Annotated in this window: 27 protein-coding genes; 13 read left to right on the top strand and 14 right to left on the bottom strand. The window is 45.2% G+C overall.

The features are described from left to right. The first annotated feature begins 30 nt into the window (after window positions 1-30). Window positions 31-1,629 carry an autotransporter outer membrane beta-barrel domain-containing protein gene (locus H3S82_RS02160; RefSeq protein WP_198237102.1) on the top strand — a complete coding sequence of 533 codons (1,599 nt, stop codon included), beginning with the start codon at window positions 31-33 and terminating at the stop codon, window positions 1,627-1,629. Between the two features lie 238 nt (window positions 1,630-1,867). Here H3S82_RS02160 and H3S82_RS02155 read toward each other — a convergent pair whose 3' ends face one another. After that, window positions 1,868-3,058, bottom strand: coding sequence for a DNA recombination protein RmuC (locus H3S82_RS02155; RefSeq protein WP_198237101.1), 1,191 nt, complete (start codon window positions 3,056-3,058; stop codon window positions 1,868-1,870). 101 nt (window positions 3,059-3,159) lie between these two features. Between H3S82_RS02155 and def the strand changes: the two genes are divergently transcribed. The 5 genes from def to H3S82_RS02130 all read left to right on the top strand — a co-directional run bounded on the left by def (window position 3,160) and on the right by H3S82_RS02130 (window position 7,883). After that, entirely contained in the window at window positions 3,160-3,690 is a 531-nt protein-coding gene (gene def, locus H3S82_RS02150) for a peptide deformylase (RefSeq protein WP_198237100.1), read from the top strand. Beyond that, entirely contained in the window at window positions 3,690-4,619 is a 930-nt protein-coding gene (gene fmt / locus H3S82_RS02145; RefSeq protein WP_198237099.1) for a methionyl-tRNA formyltransferase, read from the top strand. The genes def and fmt overlap by 1 nt, the downstream gene beginning before the upstream one ends. A gap of 1 nt (window position 4,620) precedes the next feature. Then, window positions 4,621-5,364 carry a tRNA pseudouridine(38-40) synthase TruA gene (gene truA, locus H3S82_RS02140; RefSeq protein WP_198233526.1) on the top strand — a complete coding sequence of 248 codons (744 nt, stop codon included), beginning with the start codon at window positions 4,621-4,623 and terminating at the stop codon, window positions 5,362-5,364. Window positions 5,365-6,007: 643 nt separating this feature from the next. Continuing rightward, window positions 6,008-6,940 carry a polyphosphate kinase 2 gene (ppk2, locus tag H3S82_RS02135; RefSeq protein WP_295962607.1) on the top strand — a complete coding sequence of 311 codons (933 nt, stop codon included), beginning with the start codon at window positions 6,008-6,010 and terminating at the stop codon, window positions 6,938-6,940. Between the two features lie 88 nt (window positions 6,941-7,028). Next, a complete protein-coding gene (locus tag H3S82_RS02130) occupies window positions 7,029-7,883 on the top strand; it encodes a transporter substrate-binding domain-containing protein (protein WP_198233527.1) in 855 nt (284 codons plus the stop codon). 78 nt (window positions 7,884-7,961) lie between these two features. On the opposite strand, the gene H3S82_RS02125 is transcribed toward H3S82_RS02130, so the two are convergent. From H3S82_RS02125 to H3S82_RS02095, 7 genes are all read right to left on the bottom strand, one after another. After that, a complete protein-coding gene (locus H3S82_RS02125) occupies window positions 7,962-8,981 on the bottom strand; it encodes an NADP-dependent oxidoreductase (protein WP_198233528.1) in 1,020 nt (339 codons plus the stop codon). 97 nt (window positions 8,982-9,078) lie between these two features. Then, entirely contained in the window at window positions 9,079-9,702 is a 624-nt protein-coding gene (locus H3S82_RS02120; RefSeq protein WP_198225440.1) for a trimeric intracellular cation channel family protein, read from the bottom strand. A 499-nt stretch (window positions 9,703-10,201) separates the two neighbouring features. Continuing rightward, window positions 10,202-10,480 (bottom strand): HPr family phosphocarrier protein, encoded by a 279-nt coding sequence (locus H3S82_RS02115; RefSeq protein ID WP_077969910.1) that lies wholly within the window; start codon window positions 10,478-10,480, stop codon window positions 10,202-10,204. A gap of 22 nt (window positions 10,481-10,502) precedes the next feature. After that, the gene (locus H3S82_RS02110; RefSeq protein ID WP_198232523.1) at window positions 10,503-10,910 is read right to left on the bottom strand and encodes a PTS sugar transporter subunit IIA; all 408 of its coding nucleotides are present in this window, start codon (window positions 10,908-10,910) and stop codon (window positions 10,503-10,505) included. 130 nt (window positions 10,911-11,040) lie between these two features. After that, the gene (locus tag H3S82_RS02105; protein WP_198232522.1) at window positions 11,041-11,532 is read right to left on the bottom strand and encodes an HPr kinase/phosphatase C-terminal domain-containing protein; all 492 of its coding nucleotides are present in this window, start codon (window positions 11,530-11,532) and stop codon (window positions 11,041-11,043) included. Between the two features lie 29 nt (window positions 11,533-11,561). After that, window positions 11,562-13,349, bottom strand: coding sequence for a sensor histidine kinase (locus tag H3S82_RS02100; protein ID WP_198232521.1), 1,788 nt, complete (start codon window positions 13,347-13,349; stop codon window positions 11,562-11,564). A 140-nt stretch (window positions 13,350-13,489) separates the two neighbouring features. After that, the gene (locus H3S82_RS02095) at window positions 13,490-14,212 is read right to left on the bottom strand and encodes a response regulator transcription factor (RefSeq protein WP_077969906.1); all 723 of its coding nucleotides are present in this window, start codon (window positions 14,210-14,212) and stop codon (window positions 13,490-13,492) included. Between the two features lie 370 nt (window positions 14,213-14,582). Here H3S82_RS02095 and H3S82_RS02090 point away from each other — a divergent pair, with 370 nt between their 5' ends. The 4 genes from H3S82_RS02090 (at window position 14,583) to H3S82_RS02075 (ending at window position 18,487) form a co-directional block, all read left to right on the top strand. Beyond that, window positions 14,583-16,178 (top strand): phosphoenolpyruvate carboxykinase, encoded by a 1,596-nt coding sequence (locus H3S82_RS02090; protein ID WP_077969905.1) that lies wholly within the window; start codon window positions 14,583-14,585, stop codon window positions 16,176-16,178. Window positions 16,179-16,258: 80 nt separating this feature from the next. Further along, window positions 16,259-16,696, top strand: coding sequence for an alternative ribosome rescue aminoacyl-tRNA hydrolase ArfB (gene arfB, locus H3S82_RS02085; RefSeq protein ID WP_198225446.1), 438 nt, complete (start codon window positions 16,259-16,261; stop codon window positions 16,694-16,696). Between the two features lie 118 nt (window positions 16,697-16,814). Continuing rightward, window positions 16,815-17,342 (top strand): peptidoglycan-binding protein LysM, encoded by a 528-nt coding sequence (gene lysM / locus H3S82_RS02080; RefSeq protein ID WP_198232520.1) that lies wholly within the window; start codon window positions 16,815-16,817, stop codon window positions 17,340-17,342. Window positions 17,343-17,875: 533 nt separating this feature from the next. Further along, window positions 17,876-18,487 carry an alpha-ketoglutarate-dependent dioxygenase AlkB gene (locus H3S82_RS02075; RefSeq protein WP_198232519.1) on the top strand — a complete coding sequence of 204 codons (612 nt, stop codon included), beginning with the start codon at window positions 17,876-17,878 and terminating at the stop codon, window positions 18,485-18,487. 214 nt (window positions 18,488-18,701) lie between these two features. Here H3S82_RS02075 and H3S82_RS02070 read toward each other — a convergent pair whose 3' ends face one another. The 3 genes from H3S82_RS02070 to H3S82_RS02060 all read right to left on the bottom strand — a co-directional run bounded on the left by H3S82_RS02070 (window position 18,702) and on the right by H3S82_RS02060 (window position 20,015). Then, the gene (locus H3S82_RS02070) at window positions 18,702-19,244 is read right to left on the bottom strand and encodes a copper chaperone PCu(A)C (RefSeq protein WP_198232518.1); all 543 of its coding nucleotides are present in this window, start codon (window positions 19,242-19,244) and stop codon (window positions 18,702-18,704) included. A gap of 119 nt (window positions 19,245-19,363) precedes the next feature. After that, on the bottom strand, window positions 19,364-19,735 hold the full coding sequence (locus H3S82_RS02065; protein WP_198232517.1) for a hypothetical protein: 372 nt from the start codon (window positions 19,733-19,735) through the stop codon (window positions 19,364-19,366). Window positions 19,736-19,778: 43 nt separating this feature from the next. Further along, window positions 19,779-20,015, bottom strand: a complete 237-nt coding sequence (locus H3S82_RS02060) for an Lrp/AsnC ligand binding domain-containing protein (RefSeq protein ID WP_075869935.1) — start codon at window positions 20,013-20,015, stop codon at window positions 19,779-19,781. A 443-nt stretch (window positions 20,016-20,458) separates the two neighbouring features. On the opposite strand from H3S82_RS02060, the gene H3S82_RS02055 reads away from it, so the two are divergent. After that, window positions 20,459-21,046: a hypothetical protein gene (locus H3S82_RS02055; protein WP_077969895.1), complete on the top strand. Its 588-nt coding sequence runs from the start codon at window positions 20,459-20,461 to the stop codon at window positions 21,044-21,046. A gap of 127 nt (window positions 21,047-21,173) precedes the next feature. Here the strand turns inward: H3S82_RS02055 and H3S82_RS02050 are convergent, their stop codons facing one another. Beyond that, complete coding sequence (locus tag H3S82_RS02050) at window positions 21,174-21,584, bottom strand: tellurite resistance TerB family protein (protein WP_198232516.1); 411 nt, start codon at window positions 21,582-21,584, stop codon at window positions 21,174-21,176. Window positions 21,585-21,706: 122 nt separating this feature from the next. Between H3S82_RS02050 and H3S82_RS02045 the strand changes: the two genes are divergently transcribed. Then, window positions 21,707-23,371, top strand: a complete 1,665-nt coding sequence (locus H3S82_RS02045; RefSeq protein ID WP_198225453.1) for a lysine--tRNA ligase — start codon at window positions 21,707-21,709, stop codon at window positions 23,369-23,371. Between the two features lie 245 nt (window positions 23,372-23,616). After that, window positions 23,617-25,191, top strand: a complete 1,575-nt coding sequence (locus H3S82_RS02040; RefSeq protein ID WP_077969893.1) for a peptide chain release factor 3 — start codon at window positions 23,617-23,619, stop codon at window positions 25,189-25,191. A 193-nt stretch (window positions 25,192-25,384) separates the two neighbouring features. On the opposite strand, the gene H3S82_RS02035 is transcribed toward H3S82_RS02040, so the two are convergent. Then, window positions 25,385-25,681, bottom strand: a complete 297-nt coding sequence (locus tag H3S82_RS02035; protein ID WP_077969891.1) for a helix-turn-helix domain-containing protein — start codon at window positions 25,679-25,681, stop codon at window positions 25,385-25,387. A gap of 657 nt (window positions 25,682-26,338) precedes the next feature. Then, complete coding sequence (trxA, locus tag H3S82_RS02030; RefSeq protein WP_077969890.1) at window positions 26,339-26,662, bottom strand: thioredoxin; 324 nt, start codon at window positions 26,660-26,662, stop codon at window positions 26,339-26,341. Window positions 26,663-26,727 lie beyond the last annotated feature (65 nt).

The raw sequence follows: 26,727 nt of genomic DNA, 5'->3' as shown, positions 1-26,727 counted from the left end.
GGTGTCAAATTAGGCAATATGAAAATCGGCATGGGCCGCAAAGTCACAATCACAGGAAATGGCGAATATTATATTTCGTCACTGACAATCGGAAATAAAGTAACTGATCTCAATAGCGAGAGTATCACCGGTGGCGATTTTATAAATCCTGCAAAATTTTCGATTACAAACGATCTGACTTTAGGTTCAAATTCGAACTTAATTTTCTATCTCCCTGAAAACGTTCAAAATGGCGATTCCTTATTGAGGATGACAGGTAATGGCAAAGTTGCAATCAATAATGCCGCAGTCGAGCTGAAACTTGCCGGCGCCGATTTGCGCCGTTTAAGCCCGGGTGATCAGATCAGATTGATTGAAGGCGATGTTGTAGGAATTTCCAAAACTACAGAAGCGAGCGTCTCGAATGGCGCTAAAAATTGGAACTTTGATATTTCGACAGAGAGAGAAAATCTGGTTGCTTCGCTCAGAGGAAACAAGGCGCCCGAAAATAACGGCGAGGGAACCGATAAAGCCGATAATTCCGGAAACAACCAGAACAACACCGGTGACGACAATTCAGGAAACAATGCCGGTAGTGAAAATGACAGCAATAATAATCAGGATAAAGCCAATAATAATGGTGATAACAATAAGCCCGACCTTATCGGAAAAGATGACGGAAAAGGCAACATCTATACCGACAACCATGGTGCAGTAACCATTAACCGTGCCAAAGCCAATGCTTATTTCCAAAGCAATGCTGCCGCACTTAATGCCCTTAATTATGGTGCTGACCAGATTGCATCAATTGATGACTATGTTTTGCCGATGGATGTCAAAAAATTTGGCGAAACTGTTGAAGGGGTAGCTTTTTTACAAGGTAGCGGTTTCAGACAAAAAGTAGAAACCGGAAGCCACATCAAGAATGACGGTTATCATTTGATGGGCGGCGCCGGTATCCGTTACCATGAAGATCAAGGCAATCTTCTTGCGACTGTCTTTGTCGAGCATGGAGACGGCGACTATGATACCTATCATCAAAGCATTCATGGAAAAGGTGACTTCAGCTACACGGGTGCCGGTCTTTACGCGAAACAAACCTGGGATAATGGCTGGTTTATCGACGGGTCGGGACGCGGTGGACGTGTCAAACGGGATTTCAAGAGCAGCGACATTGTGAATGGCCGCTTCGACGATAAAAGCTCGAACTATTACGGTTTCCATATTGGCGGTGGTAAAGAACTCGAAATTTCGCCTGACAACAAACTTACTTTGAACGGCCGTTTATTGTGGACACGAATTGAAGATTTTAGCACCGTAACAAAAGCTGACGAACATTTAGGCTTCGACAGTGCGAACTCCGTGCGCACACATTTGGGAGCACGTGTCGACCATAAAGTAACGCAAGAAGCAAAGCTTTATGCAGGTGCAGCCTGGGAACAGGAACTTGATGGCGAGATCGAAGGCAAACTCGACAGCTATCGCGTTGACAAGCCTGACTTCAGCGGGGCAAGTGCCGTCTTTGAAATTGGCGGCAAATACGAGCAAAATCAGGGTATGCAAGGCTGGGTTGCCAATGCCGGTGTTAAAGGCGTTGCCGGTAAACGTGACGAAATTTCCGGTAAAGTCGGTATTGGTTACCGCTGGTAACACTTTCATCCGGCGTTCGTGAATAAAACACAAGGTTGCGGCAGAGATTTCGCTGTCTATGCCGCAACCTTTTCATGCAACCTTCTAATGCAGCCTGTCCATGTGGCCTTTTAATATCGCCGCAATACGCGTCACTGTTAATATGTCAGTGGCGAACGGGGCGAAATATCTCTCTATATTGATTTTTGAACTCTGGCAGTTCTCTTGATGAAATTCTGGCAGCTTGCTTGGCTCTCAGCTATTTTTGAATATCGAGCCCCAATTGCTGCGCAGGCTCTGTTGATGGCCTATTGGTCTTTTCCGGCTCTTTCAAATCGAGTTGTTCAATACGGTCTCCACGGTTTTTGATTTTTCCGGTGGTCGTAAGAATTTCGTCCACATCTTTGGAAGCGTTTTTAAAGTGACCTTGCAATTTGGTTACCCGATCATCAAGCCGCACAACCTCTTCCATCAAGCGCCCGACTTCGGTTTGTATCAAATGTGCCTGTTCGCGCATTCGGGCATCTTTCATAATGGCTTGCACCACCTGAATCGATAACATCAGAAGAGACGGTGAAACAATGATGACACGCGCACGATTGGCTTTTTGAACGATTCCTTCGAAATCTTCGTGGATTGTAGCGAAGATTGACTCCGAAGGCACAAACATGAAAGCTGTATCCTGCGTTTCTCCGGGAATGATATATTTTCCGGAAATCGCTTTTATATGCGTATCCATATCGGTCTGGAACTGGCGTTCGGCAGCCTGTTTTTCCTGAGGCGTCGGTGCCTCGCGCATATTATTCCAGGCTTCCAGAGGGAATTTTGCATCAATGACCAATGACGGGGCATGATTTGGCATAAAGACCAGACAATCCGGCCGTGTGCCATTGGAAAGCGTTGCTTGAAAAGCATAAGCATTGGGTGGCAACGCATCGGAAATAATGGCTTCCATTCTACCCTGCCCGAATGCACCGCGGGTTTGCTTGTTGCTCAAAATCGCTTGTAACTGGACAACTTGGCCAGCAAGCGACTGGATATTGTTTTGCGCCGTATCAATAATTGCCAGTCTTTCCTGTAATCTGGCAAGATTTTCGTGAGTCGATTTTGTCTGTGCATTGATTGTCTGGCCAAGATTATTGCTCATGCCGGTCAATTGTTCACGAATCGACTGGTTGAGTTCGGCCTGCCGACGACCGAATATCTCGGCCATTGTTTGCATGCGCCCTTGCATTTCGGCTTGTGTTTTCAAAAGCTCGTTCATGTGGATTTCGGCGTCTCTTGCCCGTTCTGCAACCTGGGTTGCAAGAATCGAACGACGCCTGTTACCGCCAATAATCGTAACAACCAAAATAACGAGAATGGCAGCAAGGATCAGAAGCATGCAATCCATCAGATTAAAATCGAAACCCGCAATTGTGATTAAAGAATGTGAAGACGAATCAAACATTTTTCAAGATTAGCGGTTTTCCGGTCACAAAGCGATCAAAAGGCTGCGAAAATCAACATTATCACATTGACGTATGAAATGTGATTGATTACCTCTTCTTTATGTCAATAAAACCATTAGTTATTCTTCCCGATCCTATTCTGCGCAAGGTTTCAAAACCGATCGAGCGCGTTGATCAACCGTTGCAAAAACTGGCCGATGATATGCTGGAGACAATGTATGAAGCCCCCGGCATCGGACTGGCAGCAATCCAGATCGGAGAACCGTTACGCCTGTTGGTGGTTGATGTTGCCGGTAAAGACGAGCCCAAAGAACCTCGGGTTTTTATCAATCCACAAATTTTGTGGCGCTCCGACGAACCGAATGTTTATGAAGAAGGGTGCCTTTCCATTCCCGACTATTACGCAGAAGTCGAACGGCCGAAACGTGTACGCGTAAGCTATCTTGATCGCGAGGGTAAAGAGAGTGAAATCGAGGCGGACGGATTGCTCGCAACCTGTTTGCAACACGAAATTGACCACCTCAACGGCGTTCTGTTTATCGACCATATATCCAGACTGAAACGTGATATGGTCATTCGCAAATTTAAAAAACTGGCCAAAGAAAAAGCACAAAGCGGAGCACGATTATAATGCCGTTGCGGCTTGCCTTTATGGGAACGCCGGAATTTTCGGTTCCCGTCCTTGAAGCACTTCATCAGGCAGGCCACGATATTGTGGCTGTCTATAGCCAGCCACCACGACCGGCAGGCCGGCGCGGATTGGAGCTTACCCCCACACCGGTTGCCTCGGCAGCCGAAAAATTGGGAATTCCGGTTTTTACTCCGAAAAGCTTGAAAGACCGGCATGAGCAGGAACGTTTTTCATCATTCAATCTGGATGCGGCAATTGTCGTGGCTTACGGGCTTTTATTGCCAAAAGCCATTCTTGAAGCGCCGCGTTTTGGCTGTTTTAATGGTCACGCTTCACTGTTGCCACGTTGGCGTGGTGCGGCTCCCATCCAGCGGGCAATTATGGCCGGTGATAAAACAACCGGTATGATGATTATGAAAATGGATGAAGGCCTTGATACCGGCCCTATCGCACTTTCAAAATCAATCGACATTGCCCCCGATATGACCGCAGGCGAACTTTATGACGAATTGGAAAAAATTGCCGCACCTCTCATGGTTGAAGCCATGGAAAAACTGGAACAAGGTGATCTGACACTGACCCCCCAGAAATCGGAAGGGGCAACTTATGCAAAAAAAATCACCAAGGATGAAACCCGCATTGACTGGTCGAAACCGGCAAAAGAGCTACAAAAACGTATATGCGGGCTATCGCCTTTTCCGGGAAGCTGGTGCGAGATGGAAATTTCCGGCAAACAGGAACGCGTCAAGTTATTAAAAGCAAAACTTGTTGAAGGTCCCTCCATTGGTGCTGGTCATGTCGACTCTGAAACTTTGACAATCCATTGTGGCGAAGGTCGTTTGCAAATTACACGGCTTCAAAAAGCCGGTGGCAAGGCCATGGATGCTGAAACTTTCTTGCATGGTTTTCATGTAACAAAAGTCTATTGATATGGCGCGTTTCAAATTAACAATTGAATATGACGGGACAAATTATTGCGGTTGGCAAAGACAGGATGGCTTAAGAACCGTTCAAGCTGCCATTGAAGAAGCCGTTTTTGCGTTTTCAGGTGAAAAAGTGACAATTTTCGGTGCAGGTCGTACCGATGCCGGTGTCCATGCGACAGGTCAGGTTGCTCATGTCGACCTTGAAAAAAATATTCGAGCCGACCGTTTACGGGATGCCATTAACGCGCATTTGACCCTTAACAAAGAAAATGTCGCTATCTTGCAATCGGAAGAAGCAGATGCCGATTTCGATGCGCGTTTTTCTGCACGAAAGCGCCACTATCACTTCATTATTTTGAATAGACGGGCGCCAGCGGTCCTCAAAGCAAACCGCGTCTGGTGGGTGCCCAAAAAACTTGATGCCGAAAAAATGGACGAAGCGGCAAAACGACTTTTGGGACTTCATGACTTCACCACTTTCCGCTCCAGCGAATGTCAAGCCAAAAGCCCGGTAAAAACCCTTGACCAGCTTGATGTTGAACGTATCGGCGAAGAAATTCATATTTATGCAAGCGCCCGTTCTTTTCTTCATAACCAGATACGCTCTTTTGCCGGAAGCTTGATGGAAGTGGGTATTGGTCGCTGGAGTGCAGATGATCTTGAAGATGCATTGAATGCCAAAGATCGCCAGCGTTGCGGTATGGTTGCGCCTCCATCCGGACTTTATCTGACAAAAGTAGATTATTAGGAACGGTCGAAGGCAAAGTTCGAAAGCCCGATTAAAATTTAAAGCAGTGCTCAAAAAAAATCGATTGATGCGGTGTGTTTATCGTCGCCTCTCACATTGCAAGCTTGAGCAAAGCTATAAAACTTTCATAAATATGTTCTTGCCTTTCGAGCTACAGTGAAACATCCATAAAACGCATCCGAACAGCCACATTTGACGATACAAATTCCCGACAGATGCGGTTGTGATAAGGGCAAAAACCGCGTCTCCAATCTATTCCTATCAAAAAATCAATCCGACCTTCCAAATCCGTTTTTTTGAGCGCGCCGTTTTAAGATTCAAGTATGACAAGTTAAAGAATTCTGAAAAACCGGAAACAGAAGGGAAAGGTCATTGGCCTCTTCATCCGGTTTGAATTTTTAATTTTTCCCCATGTCATTTGATGATTTGAAAAAACCGTCTTAACTTTTTCAACAAAAGAACCGAAAAGCCATTTTCTTTTTTGAAGATGAAGTTTTATAGTCATTTTATTGGGTAGTATTTTTGTGCCTGGCACATTGCACTCAGAGGGATTTTATTTTGAACATAGCTTCCAACCGGTTTCAATAATTGGCTTTTTGACTGTGTTTATGAAAACGGTTGTTTTATTGATAAGGGAATTATTGTGGCTCAAAAATCAAAAAAATCAGACCAAACAAAACATGACAAAGATGATGTCGGTATCAAACTTACGGTTGCGGGGAAAAAACGCGTTTTTGATATTAACGAACCGAAACTTCCCGAATGGATCCAGAAAAATGCTTTGACATCGGGAAACTATCCTTACGACAAAAAAATGCCGCGTAAGGAATATGAAGAAACATTGCAGGACCTGCAAATCGAGCTTGTCAAACTTCAATCCTGGCTCCTCGAAACCGGCGAAAGAGTTGTTGCTTTGTTCGAAGGACGTGATGCCGCCGGTAAAGGTGGTACAATTTTCACACTTCGCCAATATATGAACCCTCGTACTGCGCGCAATGTCGCTTTGCCGAAACCTGATGAAACCGAAAGCGGTCAGTGGTACTTCCAGCGCTATGTGCGTCATTTTCCGACCCATGGTGAATTCGTCACATTCGACCGTTCGTGGTATAACCGCGCAGGTGTTGAATCGGTGATGAAATTTGCAACACCTGCACAAGTTGAAACATTTCTTGCCGAAGCTCCGACTTTTGAAAAATTGATTGTTTCTGATGGCATAAGATTTTTCAAAATCTGGCTCGATATCGGGCAGGAAATGCAATTGAAACGTTTCCATGAACGCCGCCATAGCCCGCTGAAACACTGGAAATTTTCCAAAATGGATGAAGCCGGAATTACCCTTTGGGATGATTATGGCAAGGCTGCCGACCGCATGATCGAGCGCACCCATTCGGCCATGGCACCTTGGACTATTGTTAAATCCAACGATAAAAGACGGGCACGACTTGCGGTAATCCGCCGTGTACTTTTGTCTATTCCCTATGCCGACCGTAATATTTCGGCAATCGGTCCGGAAGACGAAAAAATTATTGGCACAGGACCGGAATTTTTGCGTCATGCCAGCGAAAATCTTATCTGAATAAATAAACCGGACAGGCATGAATAGAACACGTGCCTGTTCTTTTTATTGTCGATTTCATACCATTTGTGTTAAGCGGATAAATGTTATGCTTTTTCGTAAAATATCGTTTACCGCGTGGATTTTCTTTTCGCTCTGCACCCTTTGGCCGGCAACGGGTAAGGCGGACGAAACAGCCGTTCTACCGCATTTTTTCGATGCACAGGAACGATTGAACCACCCCAATCTCGGCACTCTTTCGAGACTTCGATTCCTGACCACTGTCGATTTTCCTCCGTTCAATTTTGTTGATCGTACCGGAAGGCTTTCAGGATATAATATCGATCTATTACGAGCTATCTGTACGGAATTGAAGCTGCAACAGGTTTGTGAGGTAGAAGCTCTACCGTGGGACGAACTTGTTTCACATATAAATAATCATCAGGGTGAAGCGATTATTGCCGGTATGAACGAAACACCGGAGACCACCAAAAGCCTGATTTTTACGCAGAGTTATCTGAGGTTTCCGGCACGATTTGTAAGTTCGGGAAATATTGCGCTCACCGAGCCTGTCGAAAAAGACTTGAAGAAATACAAAATAGGCATTGTCCATAAAAGTGCTCATGAAGCCCTTTTTGCCGCCTATTTCCCTGATGTCAAATGGCAGCCGTTCGAGAATGATGAAAGCTTGCGGGCGGCGTTAAAAGCCAAAACCATTGATCTTGCATTCGGCGATGGAATGGGATTTTCGCAATGGTTGAACGATCCCCGATCGGAAAATTGTTGTCGCTTCGTAGGAGATGCCTATATTGCTCCACAATTCTTACAAAGTGGCCTTAGAATTGCGGTTCAGAAAGATAATCCGCAACTGGTTGACGCGCTAAATTACGCATTGAAATCGCTGGAACGCAAAGGAAAACTCACGGAACTCTATCTACGTTATTTTCCGATAGGTTTTTATTGAGAACTCTTCGAAAAGCCTTTGAAAAGTCCTCGAATAATGGTGCTGTTTGCCAGCACCATTATCAAGCTTAGAGTACCACTATAAGCGGATGATGACTTTACCGAAATTTTTACCCTGAAGAAGGCCGATAAAAGCTTCAGGTGCATTTTCCAAACCTTCGGTAATATCTTCACGATATTTAAGGTTCCCCTTTTTCAACCATTCTTGTGCCTGAACAATGAATTCGGGTCTTTGCTGTTCGAATTCCCGTTCGATAAAACCGCGAACAAGCAAACTTTTTATAAGGATCGCTCTCATCAATTGCGGTACGCGATCAATATCGTGGCCCGTATTCTTGACGCCGTTATATTGGGCAATCAAACCACAAACAGGTATACGGGCAAAAGGATTTAAAAGGGGAAACACTGCGTCCCACACCTTGCCGCCGACATTTTCATAATAAACGTCAATACCTTCCGGACAGGCCTTGGCGAGGCGTTCAGCAAAATCGGTGTTTCTATGGTCAAGCATGACATCAAATCCCAGCACATCACGACCAAAGGAACATTTTTCCGGCCCGCCAGCAATGCCGACTGCCTTGGCACCTGCGATTTTTGCGAGTTGCCCAACCATGGACCCGACAGTTCCGGTTGCTGCTGCGACAACTACTGTCTCGCCCTTTTTCGGTTTACCGATATTGCGCATTCCGGCATAGGCAGTAAAACCCGGCATACCAAGAATACCCAAAGCGGTTGATAATGGCGCGTCAAAATTGTCGAGTTTTTTCAGCTTTTCACCTTTTTCAATGCTGTAACTTTGCCAGCCACTTGCCGATAAAACCTTATCGCCTTTCTTGAAATCTTTGTGATTCGAGCTGACAACTTCCCCCACAGTGCCACCGATCATAACATCACCGATCGCAACCGGCTCATCATAGGAAGGCTCATCCGACATACGCTGACGCATGTAAGGATCCAGAGAAAGATAAAGAATCTTTATCAACACTTCGCCACTCTTCGGCTCCGGAAGCTTCACTGTTTCGAATGCAAAATTTTCTTTGACAGGCACTCCATGCGGGCGGGACGCGAGTACAACTTGTGTTGAACGGATTTCTTCCATTACTGTTTTTCCTTTCATATTTTCTAATCAAAAGATGAACTGAAGAAAGCCGGCTGTCAACAAACGTTAAGTAGCGATATCCTCAAGCGTTACCGCACTATTTCGGACGATTTGGCGTTTTCAGTGTAATGGGAGGAAGATTGATCTGATAATGGATAGAGATGATGCGGATAAAGGTGCAAACCGCAATTGCGGTCCAGATTGCAATAACCGGAGAGATAAGCCGCGCCGAGCCCAAAAGAACGATGGCAGAACCGACAATAGAGGCGCTTGCATAAATTTCTTTACTGAAGATGATCGGCGTGCGACCGGTCAGAATATCTCGCACGCATCCACCACCAACAGCGCTTGCACAGCCGAGAATGATCGCTATCTGGATGTTACCTGTTACCTGATAAGCTTTATCCGAACCGAAGGCCGCAAAAAAACCAAGCCCCAAGGCATCAAGCCAAAGGGTCGGTTTTTCCATCCTGATAATCAATCCCTGACAAAAAATGCCGAGCAAGACTGCACCTATTATTGCAATAAAATATTCGATATTGGTGAGACCTACCGGTGGTGTTGCTCCCAAACACAGGTCACGCATGATACCGCCACCGCAGGCGGTGGCCATTGCAACCACAAATACGCCAAAGAAATCAAAACCGCGCCTTATACCGGCACTGGTACCGCTTAATGCAAACACAAAAGTCCCGATAACGTCAATCGAATGAAGAAGCATATGTCTACCTTCTCAAATTCCGCAACTATTGGCAGCTTTTTAAACCTTGTCATTTTAGTGCAAGCACTTCGAAAGTGGCAACCAAACACCGGCGAGCACTCGTAAGCCTTGTGGTCATTTAATCTTTTTAAAGTCGAATTGAATGATCGGTCTTTAAAAAATTATCTCTGTTGGCTCCGAGCCGGATTATATTTATTGACGTTCTTCAAACTTCACAACCGGACTTTCTTAACCCGCCTTACAAAACGGTGTAACTTGTTGATGAAAGACACGTTTTCAAACGGAACAAGATTGCCAACAAGGCCATACAAAAAAACCGGAATATTTTTAAAAAATAAACGTGTTCGCCGGTAAAAATAATTTCTGGTGCGGATAACGGGAGAGATGGAACTAAGCTCTGATAAAAAGCTGTTTTTAATGCGTTATACTGCGTCAAAACGTCGAGAACTGTAATGAATTGTCAGGGCAGAAGTGATCCATAACAAAAGTTAAAAGGATTTCAGCTTTCTTCGCCAAACTTGTCGTTTACAAGTTTTTCCAAGGCATCAAGCACTTCTTCTGCCTGTTGCCCATGTGTTGTCACGTCTATGGTGCTCCCTTGCGAGGCGGCCAACATCATCAATCCCATAATCGAATTGCCACCAACGGTCTGGCCATCTTTTTCCACTTCGACTACAGCGTCAAAACCGTCGACAGTTTGTACAAACTTTGCCGATGCACGAGCATGGAGACCACGTTTGTTAGAAATAACCAATTGTCGTTTAAAGGAGCTGTCCATTTTCCCGCACACAACTCATTATCTATTCATCTGATAACAACATACTGGGAACATTGATATATTTGCGTCCGGCATCCTGCGCGGCTTTCAAAGCGTCAACCAATTTGATATCGTTCGACTGACGCACCGAGGTGAGTTTGATAAGCATTGGCAAATTGACACCGGCGATCACCTCGATCTTACCTTCCTGCATAATTGAAATGGCGAGATTGGAGGGTGTGCCCCCGAACATATCGGTAAGGATAATGACGCCCTGTCCATCATCGACCGAACCGACGGCTGCAACAATATCCTTACGACGTTGATCCATATCATCTTCAGGGCCAATACACACAGTGGCAAATTTCTCCTGAGAACCTACAACATGCTCTACCGCATGCAAAAACTCTTCAGCCAATCTGCCGTGCGTTACAAGCACGAGTCCGATCATTCACAATGCTCCTGTCACCAGCGTCCCACCGGTCTTGTTCCTTGGCACTCAACAGTGGGTTTTATATTCTGGCAGGGGTTTTCTTCTGTGCCAAGAAAAATTTTCGCACTATATAAAAAAATATTGTTTTTCAACATGATTTGACAGGCGAATCCGGTCTTTGCCAAGGTTCTTTGAAAGCAAATGCTTCAATGGCCTGACAAATTGTCAAGCTGTCAGCAGTATTCAAATCAGGAAGAATATAAAGTGGTACTTCAATGCCACAATAAGTTATTTTATCATCCTCGGGATAACGTTTTGCCTCTTTCGATAAGCTCACTACAAAGTTGATTACCACTTCAGGCTCGAACGCCATGCGATATAAGCCTGCTCCCCTGATCTCGATACCGCCGCGGAGTTTCTCCGGTGCCCGCCCATAGAGTTTTTTCTGTTTTAAAAATAATTCCGTATAGTCATCACTGACGAGGCAAGCATAATTTCCTGACCATGACGCACGTTCGACGAGTGCCAAAGTCAGTGCCGATTTACCGGAAGCCGATTCACCTTTAAGCAAAACACCTTTATTACCGAGGATTAAACAGTTTGCGTGAAGTGTGAGGGAGTGTTCAACGCTTTCAGACACAGCTTCTTCCTTGTTTTAAAAGCAAATTGCTATTTTTCGAGCGGTAAAACAATGATGAAACGGGCACCCAGCTTTTTATCCGGTTTCTTGTCGGAATAGATATTCTCTGCTGTCAAAGTACCATTATGGGCTTCGATAATCTGGCGGCTGATCGAAAGCCCGAGGCCTGAATTTTTCCCGAAGGATTCAGCACCTGGCCGATCAGTATAAAAACGTTCAAAAATCCGGTCTATCTTTTCGGCACGGATTCCGGGTCCGTTATCTTCAACCGTCAATACGAGTTTAGAACCTTCCGCATGCATCGCAAGTTTTATCTTCCCGTTTTCATGCGGAATAAACGAGCGGGCATTTTCAATCAAATTGGAAACGACTTGTCCGAGCCGCAGATCATGACCGGCAACAATATATTTTTTACCACCGCTACGCGGCTTTATATCAAGTTCGATTGTTGCCGAAACTTTGTTGCGACGAACCTCTCGCGCGGCTCTCACAATATTTTCAAGCATAGCAACCATGTCCACCTTGTCGGATGTCTCACGCGCAAGTTCCGCGTCAAGGCGTGATGCGTCCGAAATATCGGTAATGAGACGATCAAGGCGGCGCACATCCTGCTGGATAATATCAAAAAGCCGTTCGCGCGCTTCATGCGTTTTGGCAAGCGGCAAGGTTTCCACCGCACTTCTGAGCGACGTTAGCGGATTTTTCAATTCATGGCTGACGTCGGCTGCAAATTGTTCAATCGCCTCGATACGTGTATAGAGCGCATCGGTCATATCGCGGATTGATGTTGACAAATGCCCGACTTCATCTTGCCTGTCCGAAAAATCCGGAATTTCAACGCGCTTGTTGGTGCCATGACGGACACGATCGGCTGCTGCCGACAATTTGCGCAAAGGATTGGCGATCGTATAAGCAAGAAACAGCGAGAGGACCAGAAGCACAGCCGCAACCACCGCAAAAACTTTAAAAATTGCCAGCCGCTCCGCCGTGACAATATTGTCAATATCGGATCCGGCTGTTGACAATAATAAAACGCCAACCACAGAATGATAACGCTGCACCGGAACAGCAACAGAAACAACCAGTTCGCCTTGCGAATTACGCCTTTGTGCTGTTGCCAGAATTCCGTTCATGGCTTTGACAACTTCCGGATAGACAGCACCGTTTCCGCCCAGTTGGTCTTTGTCAACAGCAATATCATTGCCGTAAATCGTGTTGGTAAGCCAGTTTCTGAACCGTTCGATAAGACCGGGCTTATCTTCGGCAATTGGAGGAAGGTTATAACTTAAAACCTGACCACTCGAATAAAGTACCATTGAATCAAGAAGCAGGTTGGCATCCCGATCATAAATACGGGCACGTGTTGTCTCCGGCGAAATGACATTGCGCAAAAGCGGCGCGACACGTTCCGGATTAATCGGAAAATCCCAATTATCTGTCGATTCCGCTTTCGGAGTGATACTCTGTCCGGCTTGCAACTCCATGAGTTTTTCCGGATCAATCAGAATTGAATTGGTGTCAACCGTTGCCGAAGCGGCAATGGCACCCGCAATAATCTTGCCTTGCGTGCGCAATGATTCGATCTTGGCATCGATCAAACCATCCCGAAACTGGTTGAGATACATAATGCCGGCAACGAGCACACAAAGAGCTGCAAGGTTGAGAATAACGATACGGCGTGTCAGACTCGAAAAAAGAAGCTGCTCGAACAGATAGTGGCCACGCCTGCGCAAGCGCCCGAAACGGGTTGTCTTGCGGGAATGTTGCCCCTTTTTCGTCTTTTCCTCTGTGCCCGCTGTTGCTTCCTCGGAAACCATCCGGTCGCCCGCACCTTTCAGAACAAAACCATATGCCAGAACATATGGTTTTGCCGACTGTTAAAAAACTGACCTATCCCGCTATTCACCAAATAACCGGCTTTGATGAGCGGGATAATCGTTACACTTTATTACCTGTTTTATACCTCGCGAAACCGGTAGCCAACTCCGTAAAGAGTTTCAATCATTTCAAACTCGTTATCAACCTGCTTGAACTTTTTACGCAGCCTTTTGATATGGCTGTCAATGGTGCGGTCATCAACATAGACCTGATCATCATAAGCAGCGTCCATCAGCGAATCACGACTTTTGACAACGCCGGGGCGCTGGGCAAGTGCTTGCAAAATAAGAAACTCGGTCACTGTCAGAATGACCGGTTCACCTTTCCATGTGCAGGTGTGGCGCTCCTGATCCATAACAAGATCGCCCCGTTCGATAGAGGTTGCGGCCTGCGCATTGGCTTTCACAGGTTCACCGCGTGCTGCTGCACGCCTTAGAACCGCCTTGACACGTTCAACAAGAAGGCGTTGTGAAAATGGCTTGGTAATAAAATCGTCAGCACCCATTTTCAAACCGAAAAGCTCGTCGATCTCGTCGTCTTTCGAGGTAAGAAAGATCACCGGCAAATCCGATTTCTGACGTAAGCGCCGCAACAACTCCATGCCATCCATACGCGGCATCTTGATATCGAAGATAGCAAGATTGGGTGGACGCGCCATCAAGCCTTCAAGGGCAGAAGCGCCATCCGTATAGGTCTCGACACGGTAGCCTTCCGATTCCAGGGCTATCGACACTGATGTCAGAATGTTGCGATCGTCATCGACAAGTGCAATTGTCTGTGTCGTGGTTGCAATATCTTTCATAGTTTTCCGACTCTTTCTTGCGGTTTTTATTTTTAGAACGTTTCTTTGAGAAGCTTCGAAACATCCACATTGCTTATTAAACATACATTTTCTTTATATGGTTGTTGAAAACGCTTTTGCAAAACAAATGTGGTACAAATTGTGGCAAAGCTCACGAAAGTCTTTGATTTACCGAGGAAAAACACCCTTTCCGTTTTTAATTTTGTAAACGCCAAACAGCGCTTGAAGTTTCATTAACCCAGTTTTTAAAAAAATTAAATTTTTTTAAATCGATTAAATATTTGATATTTAATGCGTTTTCTGATTTTTGGAGGGCACACTCACAATCGTGTGGGGCATTTTTGCTTCGAAAGGCAATAGCGGAGGTACTATGAAAGAGACTGGTATATTCAATCCAAAGGCTTCACTCAAAAGCTTCGGTTTTAAAGATCTGGGCAATGTTTATTATAATTTTAAACCGCCTTTTCTTTATGAAGAAGCAATTCGTCGCAATGAAGCGAAATTGACAGCCGAAGGAGCGCTTGTTGCCTATACAGGCCAATTTACGGGCCGATCAGCAAAAGACAAGTTCATCGTTCGCACAAAAGAGACCGAACCCAATATCTGGTGGGACAACAACAAGCCGATGAGTCAGGAACATTTCGACCAGTTGTTTGCCGATTTTGTCGAACATGCAAAAGGGCGCGATTTATTTGTCGAAGATCTTATTGGTGGTGCAGATCATGAAAACTCCATCAGGGCGCGCGTTGCCTCAGAATATGCATGGCATGCCGTTTTCATCCGCAACCTCCTCATCCGTCCGGATGACAAAGCTCTGGAATCCTATGTTCCGCAGATGACAATTATCAATCTGCCGTCTTTCCGTGCCGATCCGAAGCGCCATGGAACACGCTCCGAGACAGTGATTGCCTGCGATCTAACCCGTCTTATCGTTCTGATTGGCGGTACATCCTATGCCGGTGAAATGAAAAAATCGGTCTTCACCGCATTGAACTATATTCTGCCTGAAAAAGGCGTTATGCCGATGCACTCTTCAGCCAATGAAGGGCCAAAAGGCGATACCGCTGTGTTCTTCGGCCTTTCGGGAACCGGCAAGACAACACTTTCGGCCGATGCAAGCCGCACATTGATCGGCGATGACGAACATGGTTGGGGCAATGACGGCGTCTTCAATTTTGAAGGCGGTTGCTATGCCAAGGTCATCCGGCTCTCTGCCGAAGCGGAACCGGTTATCTATTCCACAACCCAGCGTTTCGGTACTATTCTTGAAAACGTCGTCCTCGACAAAGACCGCGAGCCCGATTTCAATGACGGTTCTCTGACTGAAAATACACGTGCCGCCTATCCGATCTATTTTGTTGATAACGCAAGTAAAACGGGTAAGGGTGGACAGCCTAAAAACATCATCATGCTGACCGCCGATGCTTTTGGCGTTATCCCGCCGATTGCCAAACTCACACCGGCACAAGCCATGTACCACTTCCTTTCCGGCTATACCGCCAAGGTTGCTGGTACCGAAAAAGGCGTAACCGAACCGGAAGCAACGTTCTCGACATGCTTCGGTGCGCCATTCATGCCGCGTCATCCTTCCGTTTACGGCAATCTGTTACGCAAGAAAATTGCCGAACACCATGTTGATTGCTGGCTCATCAATACCGGTTGGACCGGTGGTCCTTACGGTGTTGGCAGCCGTATGCCGATCAAGGCAACGCGCGCATTGCTGAACGCTGCGTTGGATGGTTCGCTCAAAAATGTCGAATTCCGCAAAGACGAGAATTTCGGCTTTATGGTACCGAAGGCCGTTGCCGGAGTGGATTCGAAAATTCTTGACCCGCGTTCGACCTGGAAAGACAAAGCTGCCTATGACGAACAGGTTAAGAAACTTGCTGGCATGTTCATCAAAAACTTCGAGAAATTCATTCCGCATGTTGATGATGAAGTGAAAAACGCAGCCCCTAAGGCCTGAGTTAAAAAAATAAATTAAATGAAAGCCCGGTTCTTGTAGCCGGGCTTTTTTATTGGCGCATCCACGTTATAATTGCAAAAATGGATAGCGAAAAAGGCGAACTTTTTATCAATGCGAAAATCCGCATACGCGAAAGCGATATAGCGGAAAATTTTATTCGTGCTTCGGGACCGGGAGGGCAGAACGTCAACAAGGTTGCTACGGCTGTACAATTGCGCTTTTTCGCTTATCGGGCAGGCCTTCCCCACGATATATTCATCCGCCTCATAAAATTGGCCGGTCAAAAAGCGACGAAAGATGGAGAAATTCTCATCGAAGCATCGCGTTTCCGCTTACAGGAAAAAAACCGGCAAGATGCGCGTGCAAGACTCGTTTCACTCGTCAAAAAAGCCGCTGAACCACCGCCGCCAAAGCGACGGAAAACCAAACCGACCAAAGGCTCGATTGAACGAAGATTGAAAGCCAAAAACATTCGTTCAGAGGTGAAAAAGGCTCGTTCAAAAGTAACTCCTGATTGAAATTTAAATTCCTGCTCTATGTCTTTCATTGAAAGACGGAACACGGGTTTCCGCTCTAACAATGTGCCGCTCCCTCTTCAAAAGGGCAAGACGCGCATTTTCTTGAAAGGAGAATGCAATGGGACTTTTTAATTTCGTAAAATCGGTTGGTGAAAAACTTGGGATCGGGGAACAAGCCCCTGACGCACAAAGCATTAAAACAGCTTTGGATGGCCTTAATCTCGGGACAGAAAACGTTAAAGTCGCTGTCGAGAACGGCAAAGCAATTCTGACCGGCGCTGTCAAAGATCAGGCAACACTGGAAAAAGCAATTCTTGCGGTTGGCAACCTTCACAGCATTGAATCGGTCAATACCGATAATCTCAAAGTAGAGAATGGCCAAAAATCGGCAAGCAACCAAACGGCACAAGCGAGCACTGCGCAAACCTCTTCGGCCTCTCAACCGTCAGGTTCACAACCGGCAGAACCACATTTTTACGAAGTGAAAAAGGGCGATACTTTGTGGAAGATTGCCGAAGAAGTTTATGGCAAAGGTCATGGCGATAAAAACAAGATTATTTTCGAAGCAAACAAGCCTATGTTGAAATCACCTGAAAAAATCTTCCCCGGTCAAAAGCTTCGCATTCCCGACCTTAATCAGGCCTGATTATTTTTTCTTATTTTTACACCACACCCTACACCCCCACGCATCCCGAAAAGTGTGAAACGGTTTTCGGACAAGATGCGTGGGCACTCAAAAACCTATCCCGAAAAGTGTGAAACGGTTTTCGGCCAAGATGCGTGGGCACTCAAAAACCCATCCCGAAAAGTGTGAAACGGTTTTCGGATAAGATGCGTGGGAACTCAAAAACGCATCCCGAAAAGTGTGAAACGGTTTTCGGATAAGATGCGTGGGCATTCAAAAACCTATCCCGAAAAGTGTGAAACGGTTTTCGGACAAGATGCGTGGGTATTTTTCTCCTCCCCGACAACTGCGTAAATCTTGTCGGTGAGGATAGCGGAAGGCTGCAGCGGAAGACCTGAAGCAATTTTCGAAAAAGCTATTGGGAAATGAAACAGCTCCTAAAAATTGACCAATGCAGGCTTTTAAAAACAGGAACCAATTCGTCTTGAAGATCGGGCAAGGCGAATGTTGCTCGGCATCTTGAAGAGCGGTCACAGTCTGTTTATTTTCAAAGAATGGATTTTTATGGCTTTGATTATTTCCCGAACTATTTCAATCGCACCGATCAGGAAAAACTGGTTGACGAGGTGAGAGAAATCGTCCGGCAAGCGCCATTATTTGTTCCCAGAATGCCAAAAACCGGAAAGCCGATGAGTGTCCGGCAAACCAATTGCGGAAAACTGGGTTGGGTCACCGATAAAGATCGCGGCTATCGTTATCAGGAAACGCATCCTCAAACGCAAAAACCTTGGCCGGAAATTCCCCGACAACTTCGGGAATTATGGCAAAAATTATCCGGATTTGGCGCTCCGCCGGAAGCCTGCCTCATTAATTTTTATGCGCCGGATGCACGCATGGGAATGCATCAGGACAAGGATGAGGGAGAACTTGCCGCTCCGGTCATTTCAGTATCCTTGGGCGATACATGTCTCTTTCGTATCGGAACGCCAGTCAAAGGCGGGAAAACCCATTCCTTACGGCTGAATAGCGGCGATGTTATTCTATTTGGCGGTGATATGCGTCTTGCATTTCATGGGGTTGACCGGATTTATCCTGAAACTTCTACACTTTTGAAAGTCCCCGGCCGTATCAACCTGACTTTGCGACGTATTACGCCTGTCGGGTGAATTGGAAATATTGCCCGCAAAGCTTGCTTCCTGAAAGAAGCCCCTTGCCTATCATGGAATAGCGTTTCACGTGAAAACTTCTCCTGATAACGTCTTAAATTAGCGATTTTTTTTTAAAACGCCTGCATAAAAATCTTGATCAACAAAAATACGTGACAGAAATCCGTCACGCATTTTATTTTTTCGTGAAAACTTTAATTCGAAAAGTAGTCTTTTAATGATGTTTATGTTCTTCATGATTGGCAGGCATTGAATCGGGTGCTTGTGCACCAATGCCCGAAACAGTAAAGACCACATCGACAGTGCCGGCTTTTTCAAAAACCATTTTTGCCTTGAATTCGTCACCCTTGTTCAAGGTTTTGTCGAGATCCATAAACATGACGTGGAAACTGCCCGGTTTGAATTCGACTGTTCCACCGGCCGGAATGACCACACCATCCGCCTGATGACGCATTTTCATGACACCGTCAGCCATTTCCATTGAATGGATTTGTGCTTTATCGGATAATTCCGATGAGAGAGACACCAGCCTGTCAGCATCTTTACTATGGTTGACAATGGTAAAGAAACCACCGGCAACTTTTGCCCCGTTTGGCGTAGCACGTGCCCAAACATTGGTAATTTCAATATCACCAATTTTATAATCGTTGGCAAAAGCACTACCGAGCGACAAGGATAGAAACAAACAGGCAAAAGCTGCCAGAACAGCAAAGCTTGTCCTGATCAAAATCGAGCATTTTTGAAAAGCGTAAGACATATATAACTCCTGATATTTAAAATATGAATTCGTGTTGAAGATGTTTATGACCATTTGCCAAAGATCTTTTCTCAGTCCGATGAACGGAATTGAAAATTGGCAAATGATAGTAAATCGGCTCAGGAAATTATATGGGGCGGCGAGCGTGCATCATAAACAAATGATGGCCGCTCGCAGGGAAGCAACAAAACCCGAATGACAGCCATTGCCTCGCTTGAACACTTGGATATTTCAAGAACGACATTAACCGGTCCGGATATTTGAAGAGCGGCAGAAAGGATACACCCGCCGATGCAACAAGCAGGGACAGGGAAATGATCTTGGGATGAACGACCTTTTCCGGCTGCGGACGCGCAAATAATGCCGCCGTAAGCATCGCGAACAGCATATTCACCAAGCGCACCGGCTTTTGCCATGACAACTGATTGAATTGTCATAACAGCAACGAGCACAAATATAAAAAATTGATGCTTATGCTTTACCAACTGCATCAGCTGACCCGGTGTTTTCTCGCTATTTTCATGGTTAAGAGGTCTAGAATGCAGTAAAAGTGAGCGTTGTCAAAGACCGTGTGATACCGGGTATATCAAGAATATTGTCATTGATGAATTTACCGATATCCTTGCCTTCTTCGATGTAGATTTTTGCCAGAAGCTCGAATTCACCACTTGTGGAATAGAGTTCCGAAACGATCTCGCGCTCATAAAGTATGTCGGCCACATCGTAAGCTGTACCCGGTGCACACTGCAACTGGATAAATATTGGCTTCATGTTCATTCTCCTTTAGCCAAACAAACACATGAAATCGAGAAGAAATCAACACAGTTTCTTCATTCAGGGGATGAAAACATGTTCATCGAGGGTCTCGCGCTGGAAAATACGTCTGTAGGCACGTCAATTTACGATAGGATAATTTATTAAACGATTTCGTCCGGCTTTTATTGGGTTAGATTAAAAAAATAAATATTTTACCCTTAAAACTTAACACAAATTCCGATATTCAATTTAAAGTTTAAAATTTTATTTTAATAGTGAGATCAAGCCCAATGAATTAATAATTCACGACTAAACATATTTTATATAAATATTATTATGTTAACGGATTTTGAATTCCCTATTCGTAATTTATATTGAATATTAATATTTAAAAGCAATTGCACCTATTCCCACAATCGTTTATTCTTCGGCTTTCCAATGCCGGATAGGGAATTGCCATGATACCACCCATTCCTGTGCAACTTTATGTCACGGTAGCAGCCGCCACAGAGCTGACCAACCGTCGTGCAAAAAATCTTGATGGTGATTCAAGTTCCGACACTCTTGCAGAAACATTCAATGCTGTAACACCGAGTACCTCTTCACAGGCCGAAAATGGCGCACGTCAAGTTGCCAATCGCTTCAAACCTCTGGATAACCAGAAAAGTGCCGAAGAGATCGAGGATGAAGAAGAAAAGCTTCTCTATGTGCTTTCGGAAAAATTCGGCCTTGAAAAACCGCATGGTTTGCCAATTCAGGAAGCCGCAGCCTATTTGAAAGAAATTTTATATTCTCCGCGAAATAGTTATGATCTTCGGGCTGTTGAAAAAGACCTCGGATTTGACCTTATCGGTATTTCATTGAAAGATTTTCTTGATGCTATGATTGATAGCGACAGCGATGCGGCTGCACGTGTAAGCACTGCTCTTAAAGCTTTTCTCAACTCGCAAGAAAAAGAGTTCAAGCAAATGCGTTTGAGCGATGACCTTACTGGCAATCCGGAAGATGATCAGGATCCGGGGATATATTCGCCATTCGTGAAATAATGTTTAGTGATTGAGTGAAATAAACAAATTGAAAAGCCCATTTCGCGATTCCAAATTAAAATTAGGTCAGTCTTGGCCGGAATGAATTTTAGGGGATCAGTTCTCTTTTTTCTTCGACTATGTATCTTCAAGCTTTTCTGAAACGGATTCTCGCTGAACGCTCGATTGCCGCGACAGTCAAATCCTCAAGCTCGAATTGCTGGCGTAAAATTTGCAAAAACACCAATTCTTCCTGCCTGACATCAAGATCGCTTGCCGCAACTTCAACAGCGAGAGCATAAGCAGTATCACGAAGCTTTGGAGAAAGTGCCTTGCCGGTCACTTCAAGTATTTGTTCAATTCCATCTTCAAGAGCAAGATAAGAACAACATTTTGCAGCCAATTGATCAAGACGCTTCCGGTCGAACCCTTTAAAAACCGGAAAACGCGCAACAATTTCGCTCATCAATTCCAGTTCATCGTCGCTCACCGCCGCATCAGCGGCAGAGGTTGTGACCATGATATATATTAACGCTTCGTGTGCTGTCAGTTTTTCCATAAGTTCCTCCCTTTTACTCTCTTCGTCTATAGTTTTTTCCGCTTTTTTTCTTACAATGATTGACGAAAAGCTGTTTGAGCCATAGAGCTTTCTTAAACGATTCAAATTCAGGATAAAACCCCATGGCAACAGACAATTTCGTGGCAGAAAATCTTAATCAGGATGTCATTGATGCGGCAGCCGAATCCAGAGCATGGCCGTTCGAAGAAGCGCGCAAGATTGTCAAACGTTACGAGAAAAAGGGCTACCCTGATACAGTGATGTTCGAAACCGGTTACGGTCCCTCCGGTTTGCCGCATATCGGAACTTTTGGTGAAGTTGCGCGCACAACAATGGTGCGCCACGCTTTTCATGTGTTGACGGAAAATAAAGTCAAAACCAAATTGTTATGTTTTTCCGACGACATGGACGGATTGCGTAAAGTGCCGGAAAATGTCCCCAACCGTGCACTGATGGAGACTTATCTTGGTAAACCGTTAACGCGAGTACCCGACCCGTTTACGAAAGATTATCCCTCTTTCGGTGCCGCCAATAATGCGCGGCTTCGCGCTTTTCTTGACCGTTTCGGCTTCAATTACGAATTTGCCAGCGCAACCGATTATTATACTTCGGGGCGTTTCGATGAAACGCTCCTTAAAATGCTTGCCAATTACGATAAAATCATGGCTGTCATTGTTCCTACATTGGGTGAAGAACGGCGCGCGACCTATTCGCCATTTTTGCCGATTTCTCCTGTTTCAGGAAAAGTTTTGCAAGTTGCGATGATTGCCCATGATGCCAAAAAGGGTACGATCACCTATATCGAGCCGGAAACCGGTGAAAAAATTGAAACTGAAGTTACCGGTGGCAAGGTCAAATGCCAATGGAAAGCCGATTGGGCTATGCGCTGGACGGCTTTAGGCATCGACTATGAAATGGCTGGCAAAGATCTGATTGATTCAGTGGCTTTGTCTTCAAAAATTTGTCGTATCCTTGGCGGGACACCGCCGGAAGGTTTCAATTACGAGCTATTTCTGGATGACAAAGGACAAAAAATTTCAAAATCGAAAGGTAATGGCCTGACAATTGACGAATGGCTTACCTATGCGCCCACCTCAAGCCTCGGCCTTTACATGTATCAGAAACCCAAAACTGCCAAGCGGCTTTATTTCGATGTGATACCGAAGGCTGTTGACGAATATTACAGTTTTCTTTCAGCCTATCCGAAGCAAAGCTGGAAAGACCGGCTTAACAATCCTGTCTGGCATATGCATAATGGCAATCCGCCCAAAGTGGATTTACCGGTGCCTTTTGCCATGTTGCTCAATCTCGTGAGTGCATCGAATGCCGAGAATGCCGATGTCTTATGGGGCTTTATTTCGCGTTATGCCAAGGGTGCTACACCTGAAAACCAGCCCGAACTTGACAGTCTTGTCGGTTTTGCAATCCGCTATTTCAATGATTTTGTCAAACCGACCAAAAAATTCCGTGCACCCGATGCTGTCGAGCGTGAAACTTTGGAAAAAATCGACCAAACGCTTGCAAACTTGCCGGCAGATGCCGATGCCCACACCATCCAGAATGCACTTCTCGACATTGGTCGTGTGACAGAGCGCTATCAGGACCACAACAAAAAAAGCCCTGACGGGGGGCCTGGCGTTTCTGTTTCATTTTTCCAAATGCTTTATGAAGTTTTGATCGGTCAGGAACGGGGACCGCGTTTTGGCTCCTTCATTGCCCTTTATGGCATTGATGAAACGCGGAGCTTGATTGCCGACGCGCTCGCCGGAAAACTTGTCAACGAATAAAAGAGGTCGAAACTCACCATGAAAGGGGCTTTTCACCCCTTTCATTATGATTTTGAAACAATCCGGTACAGTTCTCGAAGACAAACTTCAAGCTTGCCGCCAATTTGTTGAAAATTTTTAGATAAAGGACACAAATTCCTCACTCTTTTTTAAAAAAAGAGGTAAAAGAAGCGGAATTTTATTATCGACCGGCCGGTTATAAAAACAATCGGGTCGCTTGGATAACGAAGCAACAGGAGTGAGTTATGAACGAGGCACAAGAGGTCGCGCGGCGCCGCACATTTGCTATTATCGCGCACCCTGATGCCGGTAAGACAACCTTGACCGAAAAATTGTTATTGTTCGGCGGCGCCATCCAGCTTGCAGGTGAGGTCAAGGCCAAGAAAGACCGCATCCAGACCCGTTCCGACTGGATGAAAATCGAACGCGAACGCGGTATTTCGGTTGTCACCTCGGTTATGACGTTCGAATATGAAGATCATATATTCAATTTGCTTGATACACCCGGCCACGAAGACTTTGCCGATGATACCTACCGCACATTGACGGCTGTCGATAGCGCTGTCATGGTTCTTGACGGAGCCCGCGGCATCGAACCCAGAACATTGAAACTGTTCGAAGTCTGCCGCATGCGCGACATTCCGATTGTGACATTCGTCAACAAAATGGATAGAGAAGCACTCGACCCATTAGAGATATTGGACGAGATTGAAGACAAGCTCGCACTTGATACAGCCCCTGTGACATGGCCAATCGGATCGGGCAAAAATTTTGCAGGAAGTTTTGACCTTCATAACAATCTTGTACGCCAGAAAGACGAGGAAAAAACTCCGCGCCCTGTCAAAGGCCCCGAAGAAGCAGCCCTGTTGCTGCCGGAAAATGACCGTGCGGCTTTTGTTGAAGGCGTTGTTCTTGCACGTGACGCATGTAAAAAATTTGACCTGAAATCGTTCCGTGAAGGCCAAATGACTCCGGTCTATTTTGGTTCGGCACTGAAGAATTACGGTGTGCGTGATCTTATCGACGCTCTTGTTGCCTATGGGCCAAGTCCGAGGGCGCAAGTTGCCGATACACGCATTGTCGAGGCGACAGAGCCGAAAATGACAGGTTTTGTTTTTAAAATACAAGCCAATATGGACCCCAACCACCGCGACCGCATCGCGTTTTTGCGCGTTTGTTCGGGGATTTTATCCCGCGGCATGAAAGCAAAACTGGTGCGCACCGGTAAACCCATGACATTATCAACGCCGCAATTTTTCTTTGCCCGCTCCCGCCAGATTGCCGACGAAGCCTATGCCGGCGATGTTGTGGGAATTCCGAACCACGGAACATTACGCATTGGCGATACGCTGACGGAAGGTGAAGACATTCTTTTCAAAGGCGTTCCGAATTTTGCTCCGGAAATTTTGCGCCGTGTTCGTCTGGGTGACCCGATGAAGGCAAAGAAACTTAAAGAAGCTTTGCAGCAAATGGCCGAAGAAGGCGTTGTTCAGCTCTTTATGCCTGACGATGGTTCGCCGTCGATTGTCGGTGTGATCGGTGCTTTGCAAATTGATGTTCTGACCGAGCGTCTCAAAGTCGAATATTCTCTTCCTGTCGGTTTTGAACCGGCACGCTTTACTGTATGCCGCTGGATTTCGGCCGATAACAAAGAGGATCTCGAGAAATTTGTTTCGACACACCGCGATGCAATTGCATCCGATCTCGACGGCGATCCGGTATTTCTCGCAGAAAACAACTTTTCGCTCAATTATGAAGCGGAACGATCACCAAAAATCAAGTTTGCAACAATCAAAGATTATCAGATACGGAGCGCCTGATCTAAATGGTCAAAATTTAAAGAACTGCCGCTTCCGATTTTTCGGGCACTCGCATAGCTCGCATTTCGGAATGTGCAAGCTTGCTTCAAGCTGCCCGATAATAATTTCGATAAATTTCTATTTCTTCATAATGTTCAACGAAGAAAATCAACGACAAAGGGGAAAAGCAACCGGACGTCGTTGATTATTTTGATCAAGATTGTTTAAGATTCTTCATCGCTTTGAAAAATTCTTCAAAATTGATATCCAAAAAATCGAGAAGCGTTATCAATCTTGACACTGCAATCCTGTCAGCCCCTTTTTCATATTTCTGTATTTGTTGGGGACTAATACCCGCAATTGATGCCAATTGCATTTGGGTAATGCCATTTTTCTTACGAAAATGACGCAACAAGCTTCCGATTTTCAGATCACTTTGTATTTCATTCTGCTTTAATGTTTGAATGTTATCTGAGGAAACGTTAAAGGCAATTTCCATATCAGTCATCATTAACTCATCCCGCAAAAATTGGGATTATGTAATTTTGATAAATCCATCGGATTATCACATACATAAGTGCCCAAGTTTGTTTAAATTCGAAATTCTATTAAAAGGAATTTACACGACCGCCCCCCAATTCGATCGTTCCGTATAATCCAGGCTCACCGGGCAAAGCTCATAATGCACCTGAAGTCTCTATCCTCATGGCAGAATAACTCCAGCCATAGAAGTAAGAGATATACTAAAAACGAGAAATAATACAATAATGAAAGAAAATAAACCTAAAATTCATGAATTTTCTTATTGAACCGCTTTCTTGCCCTCGCCTTTCTATCTCCGGTTGATTCACTTTCTTGATTTTTCTGAAATTGCGAGGGGTTTAACGATTAAAAGTGAGCCGGATTATGGTTTTATACGGTGGTTTTTATAAAATTTGTCTCAAAAAACAGGATTGGATAATGGCCAATCCTATTTTACGCTCTCTGCTTTATAAGTCGGGATACCGCAATTTTTTTGCTCCAAATCATTTGCATCGGAACAGTTTTTGCCGACAAGCCAACACGAAAATTGACAAGCCAAATATGTGAACGGGAAACGGATAACACAAATACAAAAACGGCACCAAATGAATTGGATGCCGTTTTTATTAAAATAAATTCTACGGACTTATTTTACGCCGTCTTTAATCCAGTCTGCCAAACGGCTTTTGGGAGCAGCACCCACCATATTGGAGACGATTTCACCATTATTGAACAACAATAATGTGGGGATTGAACGGACACCGAACTGCGTTGCAAGTTCGGGATTTTCATCAATATTGATTTTTGCAACTTTGACCTTACCCTGTAACTCGGTAGCAATTTCTTCAAGCGAGGGGGCTATCATTTTACATGGACCGCACCATTCTGCCCAGAAGTCTACAACAACAGGTTCTGCCGACTTTAGCACGTCATTTTCAAAATTGCTGGTATCGACTTTTACAGTGCTCATTGATCTTTCCTTTGTGATTCCAATTTGCCTAAATTTGGCGTGCCAGACCGATTCCGTCAAGAGCA

Source organism: Bartonella sp. M0192, assembly GCF_016102305.1.
Taxonomy (GTDB): Bacteria; Pseudomonadota; Alphaproteobacteria; order Rhizobiales; family Rhizobiaceae; genus Bartonella; species Bartonella apihabitans.
The sequence above is the reverse complement of the archived record's forward strand: the minus strand, read 5'-3'. Positions and strand labels throughout refer to the sequence as shown.